This is a genomic window from Sphingomonas sp. BE123, assembly GCF_031456015.1.
GTDB lineage: Bacteria > Pseudomonadota > Alphaproteobacteria > Sphingomonadales > Sphingomonadaceae > Sphingomonas.
This window is the reverse complement of sequence record NZ_JAVDTW010000002.1, coordinates 1,535,284-1,548,953: the sequence shown is the minus strand read 5'-3', so window position 1 is coordinate 1,548,953 and position 13,670 is coordinate 1,535,284. Positions and strand designations below refer to the sequence as shown.

Sequence of the window (13,670 nt, the reverse complement as noted above, 5' to 3'; positions counted from 1 at the left end):
GCGCATCAGCCGACCACCTGCGTCTGTTCCTGCCCCTGTACCGGTCCGTCGGGCAACAGCACGAAACTGTCCTTGGTCCCGCCGCCCTGGCTGGAGTTGACGACCAGCGACCCTTCCTTGAGCGCCACGCGGGTCAGGCCGCCGGGGACGACGCGGACGCCATCCGAGCCGGTGAGGACGAACGGACGGAAATCGACATGGCGCGGGGCGAGGCCGGTTTCGGTGACGGTCGGCACGGTCGACAGCGCCAATGTGGGTTGGGCGATGTAGCGATGCGGTTCGGCGATCAGCGCGGCGCGGAATGCCTCGATCTCCGCCTTGGTCGCGGTCGGGCCGACCAGCATGCCATAGCCGCCCGAACCGTCGACCAGCTTGACCACGAGGTCCTTGAGATTGTCGAGCGTATACTTCAGCGCATCCGGCTCGCGGCAGCGCCAGGTTTCGACATTGGGCAGCCTGGCTTCGCCGCCCGAATAGAATTTCACGATCTCCGGCATGTAGCTGTAGATCGCCTTGTCATCGGCAATGCCGTTGCCCGGGGCGTTGACCAGCGCGACATTGCCGGCGCGATAGGCCGCCATGATGCCGGGAACGCCGAGCAGCGAGTCCGGACGGAACACCAAGGGATCGAGGAAATCATCGTCGATGCGGCGATAGATGACATCGACGCGAACCCGCCCGGCGATGGTCTGCATATAGACGATGTCGTCATCGACCAGCAGGTCGGCCGGCTCGACCAGCTCGACGCCCATCGTGTCCGCAAGGAAGCTGTGTTCGTAATAGGCCGAGTTGAAATGGCCCGGGGTCAGCACGACCGCGACCGGACTGGCGCTGCGGCGCTCCGGCGCGACCGAGCAGAGCGTTTCGCGCAGCATGTCGCTATAGCTGTCGACCGCGGCGACGCGGAAGCTGCGGAAGAGTTCGGGGCACAGGCGGATCATCGCCTCGCGGTTTTCGAGCATGTAGGACACGCCCGACGGGGTGCGGGCATTATCCTCAAGCACGTAGAATTCATCCGGTCCGGTGCGGACCAGATCGATGCCGCAGATATGCGCCCAAATGTCATGCGGCGGGCGGATGCCGGCGACTTCGGGACGGAATTGCGGGTTGGACAGCACCAGTTCGGGGGGCAGCACGCCCTCGCTCAGGATGCGGCGCTCGCCGTAAATGTCCTGGAGGAAGGCGTTGATCGCCTCGACCCGCTGGACCAGCCCTTCGGACAGGCGGGTCCATTCGTCGTGCATGAAGATGCGCGGCACGATGTCGAAGGGGATAATGCGTTCGCTGGCATCGGTGTCGCCATAGACGGCAAAGGTGATGCCGAGCTGACGGAAAGTGGCTTCGGCCGATTGCTGGCGGCGGTGGAGTTCGGCGTGCGGGGTGTCAGCCATCCAGCGCGCGAGTTCGTTGAATTCCGGTCGCGGCTTTGCCGGACCACCATGACCCCAGATCTCGTCGAACGCGCGGCTTTCCCCCATCAGGCCTCCAAAGTCCCGAACCCCGTTATCGTTCCATGCTGCAATGCTTTGTTGCGTTGCACAAGGGGGTGCGGGGGGATGACGGAGCGGGCGAAATACACATGATGTGGAGTGAAAGGGGATCGGGTGGCCGCTGGGAGGCGGGTCAGTCGGACCGCCCCGGGCGGAGGTGGGTCTCCGGTATTGCGGGAGCGGATCAGCATTTTTCCAACCTTTATCCAACAAAATCGGTCAACCTTAGCAATGGCGCCGCGCTTAACGATCCTTCAGGATTTGCCGGCATTGTAGATGGATGGGGACCATTGTCGGCGGAGCAGCATGTTGAGCGTGAGCTTTGAGATGATTCAAAGTTCGCTTGGCTCGCTCTTGATGTTGTGGGGCGAAATCGAGCGGACAGCTCGATCCGAAGTCGCACAACTCCGTGGCGAATTGCCCAAACCAGTCCATGGCATTTCTGCCGTGCTGCGAGATTGGGAGGGCTGTATCGTCAATCCGTTGGGCGTTGCGTCGATGCGTCCGATGCTGGCAGCGGCACTCCATGCGCAGCTCCGCGCCCATCTGCAGGTCCGCAACGGTGTTTGCCACGGCCTAAACCGCATCACGGCCGAAAGCGCCAAATCGCCGGCACAGCTTTGTTGGTCGCTGGACGGCGACGTGCGCTGCATCGATTTCGAGGAACTGCAGGCGTCATTTCGTTGGCTCGCCAAAGCTCCTTACGCGATGTCGCTGATCTCCAAAGCTGAACCCAGTCGCATCGGTAACCGCGTGATCGACACCCAAGAAAATCGTCAGTGGTGGCTGACCGAGTTCTGGATCGATTTGTCAGTTCACTGAACTTGCTTTGCGTCAGCTGGTACCACAGCTCTCCCCTCCCGCAAGCGGGAGGGGCTTCGTGAAGTGCGGGGCGCGACTGAATTTCAGTTCCTCCCCTGCGCCGCAGGGGAGGTGGCAGCGCGTAGCGCTGACGGAGGGGCCGCCCCGTAGAGGGCGGAATTTTGCCGAGCTGTTCACGGCTGTCTGCGCAGCCGCCCCTCCACCACCGCCTGCGGCGGCGGTCCCCCTCCCCTGAGCAAGCTCAGGGGAGGAATTGGTTCGCCCCTGCCTCAAAATTAAAAAAGGCCGGGGTTTCCCCCGGCCTTCTCTCCTTCCCTGCCCCCTATCACAGGGAAGGAAAGTCCAACCTATTCGGCATATTTGACCGAACAGCCATAGGGCGTGGTCTGGGCGACCGAGACGGGCTTGCCGGCCTTGAGCTCGTTCAGCGCGGCAAGGACGTGGTTGCGGGCCGACCCCATTTCCTCGACGCGGGCGGCGGGCTTGTCGTCGATGCCGCCCTGAAAGCGCAGCACGCCCGCGCCGTCGATGATGTACATGTGCGGGGTGGTCTTGGCGGCATAGCCCTTGCCGACCACGCCCTTGGGGTCGAGCAGGTAATGCGCCGGGCTCGCCTTCTTGTCCGCGACCCACTTGGTCGCCTCGGCACCCTGCATATAGCCCTGCTTGCCCGGTGCGCCCGAGTTGATCGTCAGCCACACCACGCCGCCGGCCTTGGCCGCGGCCTGGGTCTTTTGCATGTTGCCTTCGTAATGGCGCTGCACGAACGGACAGCCGGGGTTGTTCCACTCCAGCACCACGGTCTTGCCCTTGAAGTCGCTGAGCTGGACGGTCTTGCCGGTGGCGTCGGTCAGTTTGAAATCGGTCGCTTTCTGCCCGTTGGTCTGTTGCGCGGCGGCGGGAAGTACGAGCGCCGCGACGGCGGCAGCTGCAAATGGGATCAGTCGGTGCATCGGCTCATCTCCTTGATCTGCGGTTCATTTGCCCCCGGTTAGCTCGGTCAACATGCCTTGCGTAAGCAGCTGCGGCAAGACCTGAGGCTCGCGCGCGCCGGCCGGGTACCACAGGTAGAGCGGCACGCCCGCGCGGTTGTGCTGCTCAATGAAGCGGCCGAGCGCGGGGTCGCCATCGGTCCAGTCGCCGACCAAGACGGTGACGCCGCCCTTGGCGAACGCGTCACGCACCGCGTCGGTTTCGATCGCGGCCTTTTCATTGACCTTGCACGTCACGCACCAGTCCGCGGTGAAATAGGCGAAGACGGGTTTGTTCTGGGCGCGAAGCTCGGCGAGCTTCGCCTCGCTGAACGGTTGCGCGCCGGAGGCACTGGCTGCGGCTGCGGCGGGCTTTTCGATAGTCCCGACCAGCGCCATGCCGCCAATCAGGATGGCGAGGCTGAGCGCCCAGGCGACGCCGTTCCCCGCCCCGCGCAGTTGGCGCCGGCCGAGCACCCACAGCACGACGCCGAGCGCCAGCGCGACGACCAAGCCGGTCGCCATGCCGTTGACCCCGGTGAGACCGCCCAGCACCCAGGCGAGCGCGATCGCGGTGAGAAACATCGGGACCGACAGGATCTTGCGGAATGTGTCCATCCACGCGCCGGGCTTGGGCAGCATCCGGCGCAGCGCGGGGACGAAGCCAAGCAGCAGGAACGGGAGCGCGAGGCCAAGGCCGAGGCCGAGGAAGATGACGAGCGCGATATACCAGGGCAGCACGAGCGCGGCGCCGAGCGCTGCGCCCATGAACGGGCCGGTGCACGGCGTGGCGATGAACGCGGCGAGCGCGCCGGTCATGAAGGCCCCGCCCGACCCGCCGCTGGCGAGGCGACCGACGAATTTCGGGGTCATCAGCTCGAACAGCCCGGCGAGGTTGAGCGCGATGCCGAGGACGAGGAGGAGCAGGAGCAGGATGACGCGCGGGTCGGTGAGCTGGAAAGCCCAGCCGACACTCGCCCCCGCCGCGCGCAGGCCAAGCATGAGGCCGCCGAGCGCGAGGACGACGAGAACGACGCCTGCGGTGTAGGCGAGCCCCTCGGCGCGGGCATGCGCCTCGCTGGTGCCGCTCTTGGCGAGGCTCAGCGCCTTGAGGCTCAGGATCGGGAAGACGCACGGCATGATGTTGAGGATCAGCCCGCCGAGCAGCGCGCCGCCGAGTGCGAGCAGCGCTGCGCTCCAGTCGATTGCGGCGGGCGCTGCGGGGGCGGCGGCGACGGTGCCGGGAACGGCGGTGAGCGAAAAGCCGTCACGCTCGCCGGTGGCGAGGATGCCATCGAGACGTTCGGGGACTTTCGACCCGGCCTTGACCGACAGGATCAGCGTGTCGCCGTCGCGGGTCACGCTTTGCGGCGCGGAGTAGGTGACGGCGTCGGGAGTCTGCGCGAAGAAATAGGCGTCCTTCCACAGATCGACCGATGCAGGGAACGGGATCGCAATGCGCAGCGTGCCGTCAGTGACCTGAAACTTCGCTTCGCTGCCGAGCGGCTTGGGCAACAGGCGGCGCCACTGGTCGAACTGGGCGCGGCGCTCAGGGGTGATGCTGCCGTCGCCGACGGTGAGGTTCAGGGTAAGATTTTCGCGCTCAGGGACACAGATTTCGTCGGTGCAGATCAGGTAATCGGCGCGCACCGCGATGGGCAGCTTCGTACCCGGCGCGAGGCCGGCCGGGATGGTGAGCGTCGCGAACTGGGTGTAATCGCCCTTGTAGATATAGTTCATGATCCCGGCGATCATCAGCCGGGTGGGCACCGGATAGCGCAGCTCGCCCGCAGTCACGCCCTGCGGCAGCGTCCAGTCGAGCCGCGTGTCGAGGCCGGCGTCGCCGGGGTTCTTCCAGTATCCATGCCAGCCGGGATCGGGTTTGGCGACGAAGGCGATGGTGACGGTGCTGCCCGGTGCGGGCGCGTCACTTTCGGCAACCAGCTGTACCGTCAGATTGTCCTGCCCGGCGGGCTGCGCCGCCGCAGGCATGGCGATGAGCGCCATCAGGAGGGAGAACACCGCCAAACCGAATCTACGCATACCTGCCCCTGTGATCGCGGACGGCGCGACCATAGCGGGCGCGACACGATTTTCCACCGCAACGCAGGCACACCGCCCGGGCAGGCCGGACGGGATCGGATGCACGACCAAACTGTGAGATGCGCAGCGGGAAATGGTGTCCCGGAGAGGATTCGCAACGTCAGTTTAAATAGCTGTTATCATTGTGCATTTTACAGCTGAATTGTCAGCATGCCCCCAATTCTGCCCCCGAACCTGCCCGGTACCCCCTAAAATAATTCGTCGGGAACGGGTGCCGGGACAGGCTGGGGGAGTGGTGGCGTCTCGGTTTGCATGACCATCGGCCCGGCATAGGGGCGGACCAGCGCGCGGGCGGTATCTGCGTCCGCTTCCAGCCACGCATCCCAGTCGGCTGGGGGAAGGATAGCTGGCATAGCCTTTGGATGGATCGGCGCGACAAGGGCGTTCGGCTCGCACGTTGCAAACGCGAATGCCGGGCCGCGATCGGTCGCGCGCCACAGCCCGGCGAACATGCCCACATCCGCGTCGGCAAGGCTGAACCACGCCTGTTTCGGCAAGCCATCATCGCCCTTGCCGCCGTCAGGGTGCGGCTCGGCAAAATGAGTGAACGGCACAAGGCACCGATGCGCCGGGTTCGCCAGCGATGCGCGCCAGAATGGGCTTTCCAGATTCCGGGCGTTGGTCACGAACTTGCGCAGCGGCTGGCCCTTGGCGCCCTTGATCGTGGTCGGGAAGCCCCATTCCATCGCAGACGCGATCAGCGGGCGATTCCCCTCCGCGCTCCGCCGCACCGTAATCCCGTATCGCGGTGTCTTAGCGCCAGTCGGAAACAGCTGCCCCGGACGGTCGGTGACATCGACATCCACGATGATTCCGCGTTCGCGCAGGTAGGCAACCGCCTTTTCGGATTGGTGGAACCTATTGCACATATCCAGCAATCTGCCCCAGCGCGTCGCGCCTGTCGATGACCGGCCCGCTCATCCCGCCAGCCGTGACAGCATCCCATGCATGACTACAGCGCATTGCCCATCCAGCGCCTCATACTCACGCCACATCCGTGCATAGGTCCGGTTCCACATGCCCTTCGGACGCCGGGCCAACCCGGCCTCCCATCCTTGCGGCCCGCCCAGCCGCTTTTGCAGCCGGAACAGCGCCTCAAATGGGCGGTCGTGATGCGCGATGCGTTGTGAGTGATAGCCCAGCCGCCATGCGGTGCGCGAAGCGAAGCGATCGCCATGCGGGGGCAAATACAGCTTCGCCGCCCGGACGCCGCGATAAGGGCAGACCATCCACCACCGAACGCCGCCATAGTTCGGACGGGTGCGGCAAAGGCGAATCCGCTGTTCGACCTGCTCGGCATTTGCCCCGCTTCCCCGGCGATAGGTCAAGATGAGATGCGGCTGTTCGTCCTCTAGGTCCGCTACATAGCTGATAGACCCGGCATGCTCGCTACCCCGGCTCCACCGGAGCGTTCCGCTCATCCGCGCGCCCGGCATGGCATGGCCGGTGCGGAGCATCCAATTCAGGTCAACGCGGAAACAGTGATCTGCCAGCGGTCGCCCGCCTTGGCGTCCGGAACCAAAACCGCCCATTGTCACCTCCACCGTATGCGGTGTCTAAACTAGTCTTCATATGGCAGGTTAACTCCCATTGAGCGCAGCAACATCCTGCCGAGATATGAAATCTGGATGCTCGATTTCGGCAAGCCCGTTTTTGGGTCCAATTCGGGCACCTGACCTTTCTTGATGTTAAATCGGCGCTCCAGCAGGTTTAATCGCAACAGGTGGTTTGTTCCCAACTCAAACAGCTGATTTTCCTCGACCAAGGCGCGACCGCCTCCAAGGCCCGCTGGTGTAGGGCGATCGATCTTCTCCCACGCCGCAGCAGCATTCCCACCGTAGGATTGCCCGTATGCAGAGAGGATGGCGACTTCATCGTCGTCAATCTCGCCCAGGAGGGAAAGAAGCCGTTTCCGGCGAATGACATCGGCATCGTCGCGGGCTAAGCCGTGCGCCACGACATCAGCGATTTGTCTAATGCGCTCAGCATTGGTCGCTCGCACAGCTAGATAGCCGCCCGCCTCAATCAGGTCGATTTTCTCGGGGTTCTGCAGCGCAGCCTTCGCCTCCGCCGCTTCGAAAGTCGCCAAACGCTCTTCGACCTTGCGGAGATATGTCGCAATACGGTCCTGCCTTTGCCGGGGAATTGTAGCCGTAACCAGTTCACCCAAAAGCCCGCCGACAAATGGGACTGCGTTGACGGCACCTCGAGTGATGGCGACGAGATGGTCGCGGGCCGAATTGTCCAGATCGTCACCCATCTAGCCGCCTCCAATCACGACAAATCCCCCAAGGGGGGCAAGCTGCGCACGATCCGCATCGTTTCCAAGCTAACGGTGATGACACGCTGAAACAGCAACAGCGGGTAGGCCGGATCGCCTACCGTCTCGATTGCATAGCGGTTGGCATCGTTGACGATCCCGCTCGCCTTGTCGGTCTTGACGCACTGGCGTTCCATTACCCATTCGAGCGCTGGCTTGCCGTTGACCACATAGTCATACGCCTCCAGCGGAATGCCGGTCATCGTGATGTTGGCATTGTAGATCACCGTGCTCTTATCGACATTGGGCCGCTTGCCGCCGAACTTCATCTTTTCGACGCGGTAGAACTTCACCGGGTCGGGGATATGCGCCAGCGCCAATGCCCCTTGGGCGATCGTGACAGGGAACGGCTCGGCACTATCGAAATCACAATGCAGGTTGGCCAGCGCTCGCCCCGCCTCGACAAAGGCCCAGAAGTCCGCAGCCTTCTTCACAGCCGGGATGCGGGGCAGTTGCTTGGACAGATTATCGGCAAAGCGGATGCGGTAGTCCTCGCTATGCAGCAATCCATAAACGTAGTGGAACAGGTCGTCTTTAGTTAACGTTTCGGCGGGATAGGCGGCCTGAAAATACAATAGTCCGTCATCCGTAATAGCATCGCGCCGCCTTGGCGTCGCCGGACTCTGCTCCACATAGAGACTCCCCTGTATCTTGTCCCCAATATCTGTTGATGTGTCTGCGACGTCATAGATATAGCGTGGAAAGCATTGCCCTTTTTCGATTGCATCGAGGCATGGAGTTTCAGAAACCATCAACGCACTGAAATTGCGTGCGCCCACACCTGCCAGCATTATGGTCCGATTTTTCTCCATGCCCTCGGGGTAAAACTTCATCATCTGATACAAGCGATTATTGAGAACCGGATCGCGATAAAGCCATTGATGCGTGAAAGGCCTGTAAAGGCTATTAATCATTCTATTTTCATTGAACGTAAGCACGCGCTCCGAGGCAAAATGCTTAAAGATGTCGCCGCCCCAACTGAACTTCGACAGATCAACGTCCACGAAATTTTCAATATCTGACGGACGTTTAGCAGAAATCCACGATATTAATTGTTCGTTGTAGAACGATATAGAGCTGGCAACGGTATGTCCGAGTTGAGATTTGGAAGGATTATAGCACCAAGCATCTCGGCTAGTAGTTACACCTCGCGATCGAAGACAAAATAGCTCACGATCCTCCGCGCTGTTTCCACCAAGCGGAAGGAAGGCTTCAAAAGATTTTTCGCGCTGCCCTAACCAGTCACCATGCTCGTTCGGTTCGATTGATCGCCACTTATCGGCCTTGGCTAGGCCGCCGATGCTGCCAAAACGAGCAACTATAGACAGCTTTTCTTCGCGGGTCAGATAGTCCCCAATATCGTGGAATTGGATCCGACCAGTCGCCGCTGCATCAGGGTTTTTCACCAAAAGAGTGATGGCGACAGGGGTTCGGCTGCCGGAGCCAAAAATCTTACCGCCTTCCCGACGAGATCGTTCGCCTGAAGTGCGCTGATTGCCCCGTAAGTGGAACACATAGATGCTAGCAAATTCCTCTGCCAAGCATTGGCGCAAACCATCCGTTGTATTCCCCTCCACCCAGCCAGCGTTGCTAACAAAAGCTATAACACCACGTTTCTGCCCATCGTGCTCCACCGCCTTGCCCAACCGGTCACTCGCCCACCGGATTGCACGGATGTAGCTGTCATAGAGGGCGTTTTTCAGTTTAGCTTTAGAGCGCTTAGCGTAGGTCTCGCTGATACGGTCATCGAGCTTCGGATAGGTCAAATTTGCCGCATTATCGTTTACACTGTCCTGTCCAACTGAATAAGGCGGGTTTCCTACAATAACTCGGATATCGAGCTCCTTTTGCCGCGTCCTTCGATTGCTGTTATCCGGCATCAGCTTCGCCAACAAATCCTTGTTCTGTTCGTAAAGCTGGAAGGTGTCGGTCAGACAGATTCCATCGAAAGGCACATAATCACCGCCAGACAGGCTGTGATACACCGCCTCGATATTGATCGCCGCGATATAGTAGGCAAGCAAGACTATCTCGTTGGCATGTATTTCATGCCGATATTTGTGTTCCAACTCCTCCGGCTTGATCAGCCCGGACTGCAATAGCCGGGTGATGAACGTGCCAGTTCCCGTGAACGGGTCCAAGATATGGACCCCCTTGCTGCCCAGCGTTTGCCCGAACTCGCTTTGCAGCACCTCGTTCACCGAATGGATGATGAAATCCACCACCTCGACCGGCGTGTAAACGATGCCCAGCCGCTCGGTCATCTTCGGAAAGGCGTTGCGGAAAAACTTGTCGTAGAGTTCCACCACGATGCGCTGCTTAGCCTCGGCATTGTCGATGCCCGCCGCACGCCGCTTTACGCTCTCGTAGAAGCGATCAAGGCTCTCCGCCTCCTTATCCAGCCGATGCTCGTCCAACGCGCTCAGAACGGCCTCCATGGCCTTTGAGACGGGGTTGTTGCGGGCGAAGCTGTATCCCTCGAACAACGCGTCGAACACCGGGCGGGTGATCAGATGCTGCGCCAGCATCTCGATCGCCTCGGCCTGACTGATACTGTCGTTCAGATCGTCCCGGATTTCAGCAAGGAAGCTATCGAACGCCGCGCGTTCCGGAGTTCCTTCCTTTGACACCAGCGCCGTAATGCGGGTGATATGGGTTTGTGCGATCTTGGCGATATCGCCCGCCCAATCCTCCCAATAATCTCGCCGCCCGCATTTCTTGACGATCTTGGCCATGATGGCGCGGGAGAACTCGTCAAAAACGAACGCCCCCTGACCTTCACCGCTATCGCGCGGCTTGCTGTCGCCGTCCGTCCGCTCGTCATCCTCCCCGCCAGCGCCGCCCGCGCCGATGCCAGCCGTTCCCTTCTTTGCTGCCTTGCCAGCGGGCAATTTGTTGCTGACTGCGATGACCTCAATTTTGCCGCTGATATCGACGCCAAGGTCCGCTTGGTTCAACTGCGCGTCGAACCGCTCGTCGTGCGATCGAAGCGCGTTCAAAATCTGCCAAACGACGCGGTAACGTTCGTTGTCGTTCAGTGCCTCTTCCGGTGTCATGCCAGCCGGGACGCCAATTGGCAGGATGACGTATCCCATATTCTTGCCCGGTGCGCGGCGCATGACGCGCCCCACCGATTGCACAACGTCAATCTGGCTCTTGCGCGGGTGCATGAACAGGATGGCATCCAGCGCCGGAACGTCCACGCCTTCGGACAGGCAACGGGCATTGGTCAGGATGCGGCAGATGCGGTCCCCATGGCTTTCCTTCAGCCATTCGAGATGCTGCCCCCGTTCCTTGGCCCCCATGGTGCCGTCAACATGGTGCAGTTCGCATTCCAGCGGCTCGATATCGCCCAGCGCATCGCGCCCCTCATCGGATGCCAGATACTCACTGACAACGGCAGCGAACTCGCTTCGGATCAGCTTTGACGATGCGATATCCTTGCAGAATGCGAGCGCGCGCTGCATCGGCTGGGGGTCGGTTAGGAGCTCGTCCTTAAGGCCGGATTTGATCAGCGCCTTGTAGCAGCCGATGATCTTGGTGGCGTCGTCCAGCTTTAACTCGCTGGTCCCGTCCGCCAGCCGGTTCTGCACACCGCCGCTGACCATGGCTTCATCCACCGCCAGCACCAGCACCTTGTAATCGGTCAGCAGCTTGTTCTCGACCGCCCAACCGAACCCGCGCGTGAACAGCGTTTCGCCATACAACGCCGTGTCATCCATCGACGCCAGTTCAGCCGATACCTCGCTGGCCTTGCTCTTGACCGCATCCCCGAACACGCGGGGCGTCGCGGTCATGTAGATCCGCTTCTTGCCCGCGATGAAGTCCTGATTGTGGATTTTGACGAAATTGCTCTCGTCCTCACCCGCCAGCGTCGCACCGGTCGTCCGGTGCGCCTCGTCACAGATGATCAGATCGAACTCAGGAAAGCCGTGCCGCTTTTGGGCGTCCGAAATCACCTGAATCGAATGATAGGTGGAGAACACCACCGTCATGCGGTCAGGGGTGTCATAGGATGACCGGGAGGCCAGCTTCGCCGCATTGGTGGTCGCCGGATAGTCCAGGTCGTGCAAATCGACCTCTGCCACGTCATCGGCATCGCGCCGCCGCTTGCCCACTTGGGCGTCGGAACAGACCGCATAGGAACGCAAGGGCGTGCCGCTGTCGATCGTCCATTCCCGGATTGTCTGGCTCATCAGCGCCAGCGAGGGCACCAGCACCAAAACCGTGCCCCCAGCCCCCACCAGTTCCTCTGCGATCTTTAGCCCGGTGAACGTCTTGCCGGTGCCACACGCCATGATCAGCTTGCCGCGATCGGCCTCCGCCAATCCTTCGCGCGTCGCCTTCAACGCATCGCGCTGGTGGTCACGCAACTGCTTAGGCGGGTCCACACGGATTTCATCGCGCTGAAAATACGCCGCCCAGTCGATCGGGCTGGCCTCCAGACGATCAAGCCCAACGATGGTGACGTTCAACTCGTCCAACAGCGCCGTAGCGTTGACGCTCCATGGCGCGCCGGTCGTCTCGATGATCAGCCCACGTGAAAAATGCTTGGTTTGAGCACTGCTCAGGAAGCTATCGATATCGCCCTTTTGGATGCGATACCCTTCCCGATAGAATTTGCACTGGATGGCGCAAAAGCTGTCCTCTCCGCGAATCTTGGCAACTGCGTCGATACCGATATCCCGGCCATCGACCTTGTTCGCCCGCGCCCAGTCGCTGAACAGCCAGACATCCTCATATTCCTGCGCCATGCCGGGGTCGTTCTTGATGAACGCAACCGCCAGCCGCTCGAAATAGGTGCCCTTTTCCCGCTCCCCCTTTGCGGCCTCGCGATAGCTCTCCAGCAGTTTGCGCAATGGGGTCGTCATTCAAATCCTCCCGAGATGGTGAATGCCTATCCGGGGAAGCGAGGCGCGCCAAGATTTTCCGAAATTATCAGGCAACTTGCCGAAAATTCAGCCGCCCGGATCGGTCCGCCAGCCCTGCCAGATCGCCAGCCGCTTGCCGAATACGCGGCAGGATTTGCCCCAAGGCTTTGGCCCCGCCCCCAGCAGCCCCAGCCGCGCCTCCAGCGCCGCCGGGGCGGCTTTCAGCATGTAATGGACCTTCCCAGCCACTTCGGCACGGTAGGCGTCCAGCGATGCTAAATCGCCCGCGTTGAGGGGATAGGGCACCCTTTGGCTTTGGGTGGTCTTGCCGACATAACCAGCTTCTACAATGCGCCGGACCCAGCGGGTCGGCATCGGTCCAAATAGTGGTTCCAGATCAGGCGACACGTGCAAAAGCATATGCACGTGCGCGCCAAATCGGTTGCTTGATTCCTGCACCCAAGCCCAGCGCAACCGGCATCCCCGCGCTCGCATCCAGTCGCTCGCCATCTTGATAAATCGCCCGGCCGCGCGTGCGTTGTCTCGCGGGTCGATGCCGCTTCGTTCCCAAGTGATCGTCAGGAAGCGATTGAACGGGTGCCCGATACGCTCGGCATGCTGCATCGCCTCGACCAGTTCGCGACACTGGCGTTCGGTCAACGCCTCCGTAGACAAGCCCCGCACATTGCGAGCGCCGCCGCGCCCTTTGGTTGGTTGGATCGCACCCACCTTGAATAGGGGATTGATGCCGTATTGGTCGAAAGCCTTGAAAATGCGCGTTTTCGCATGATTCCGGCTGGAACGCGCGGACGCATGGCGGGACATTTCGCCGCAAGTTTCAAACTTCCACCTGATTAGGACTGGCGCAGGTTGGCGAACCACCGGCTCGCGTCACTCTCCGCTATTCGTGTCGCCCGGCCAATCTTGCGGAATGGCAACGCCCCCTTCGCGTTCTCGCGATAGACGGTTGAGCGTCCAATGCCGAAACGTCGCGCGAAATCCTTGATCGTCATCATGCGGTCCATCGGTATCTCCTATAGTGCGCCGATGGCCCCGGTTACTTCGCCCGGATATGTGGCGGTAGACGATTAAA

Annotated in this window: 10 protein-coding genes; 1 reads left to right on the top strand and 9 read right to left on the bottom strand. The window is 61.3% G+C overall.

Annotated elements, in window-relative coordinates; genetic code table 11:
• Window positions 1-5: 5 nt before the first annotated feature.
• The gene (locus J2Y54_RS15700) at window positions 6-1,478 is read right to left on the bottom strand and encodes a circularly permuted type 2 ATP-grasp protein (protein ID WP_310041088.1); all 1,473 of its coding nucleotides are present in this window, start codon (window positions 1,476-1,478) and stop codon (window positions 6-8) included.
• A 318-nt stretch (window positions 1,479-1,796) separates the two neighbouring features.
• Between J2Y54_RS15700 and J2Y54_RS15695 the strand changes: the two genes are divergently transcribed.
• A complete protein-coding gene (locus J2Y54_RS15695) occupies window positions 1,797-2,312 on the top strand; it encodes a hypothetical protein (RefSeq protein WP_310041086.1) in 516 nt (171 codons plus the stop codon).
• A gap of 347 nt (window positions 2,313-2,659) precedes the next feature.
• Here J2Y54_RS15695 and J2Y54_RS15690 read toward each other — a convergent pair whose 3' ends face one another.
• The 8 genes from J2Y54_RS15690 to J2Y54_RS15655 form a co-directional block, all read right to left on the bottom strand.
• A complete protein-coding gene (locus J2Y54_RS15690; protein WP_310041085.1) occupies window positions 2,660-3,265 on the bottom strand; it encodes a redoxin domain-containing protein in 606 nt (201 codons plus the stop codon).
• Between the two features lie 24 nt (window positions 3,266-3,289).
• Entirely contained in the window at window positions 3,290-5,290 is a 2,001-nt protein-coding gene (locus tag J2Y54_RS15685) for a protein-disulfide reductase DsbD domain-containing protein (RefSeq protein ID WP_310041084.1), read from the bottom strand.
• Window positions 5,291-5,574: 284 nt separating this feature from the next.
• Entirely contained in the window at window positions 5,575-6,255 is a 681-nt protein-coding gene (locus tag J2Y54_RS15680; protein WP_310041083.1) for an SOS response-associated peptidase family protein, read from the bottom strand.
• Window positions 6,256-6,303: 48 nt separating this feature from the next.
• Entirely contained in the window at window positions 6,304-6,822 is a 519-nt protein-coding gene (locus J2Y54_RS15675; protein ID WP_310041082.1) for a hypothetical protein, read from the bottom strand.
• Between the two features lie 125 nt (window positions 6,823-6,947).
• Window positions 6,948-7,646 carry a hypothetical protein gene (locus J2Y54_RS15670; RefSeq protein ID WP_310041081.1) on the bottom strand — a complete coding sequence of 233 codons (699 nt, stop codon included), beginning with the start codon at window positions 7,644-7,646 and terminating at the stop codon, window positions 6,948-6,950.
• 14 nt (window positions 7,647-7,660) lie between these two features.
• The gene (locus J2Y54_RS15665) at window positions 7,661-12,577 is read right to left on the bottom strand and encodes a type ISP restriction/modification enzyme (protein ID WP_310041079.1); all 4,917 of its coding nucleotides are present in this window, start codon (window positions 12,575-12,577) and stop codon (window positions 7,661-7,663) included.
• 87 nt (window positions 12,578-12,664) lie between these two features.
• On the bottom strand, window positions 12,665-13,402 hold the full coding sequence (locus J2Y54_RS15660) for a hypothetical protein (RefSeq protein ID WP_310041078.1): 738 nt from the start codon (window positions 13,400-13,402) through the stop codon (window positions 12,665-12,667).
• A gap of 29 nt (window positions 13,403-13,431) precedes the next feature.
• A complete protein-coding gene (locus J2Y54_RS15655) occupies window positions 13,432-13,602 on the bottom strand; it encodes a helix-turn-helix domain-containing protein (RefSeq protein ID WP_310041077.1) in 171 nt (56 codons plus the stop codon).
• Window positions 13,603-13,670: the final 68 nt, after the last annotated feature.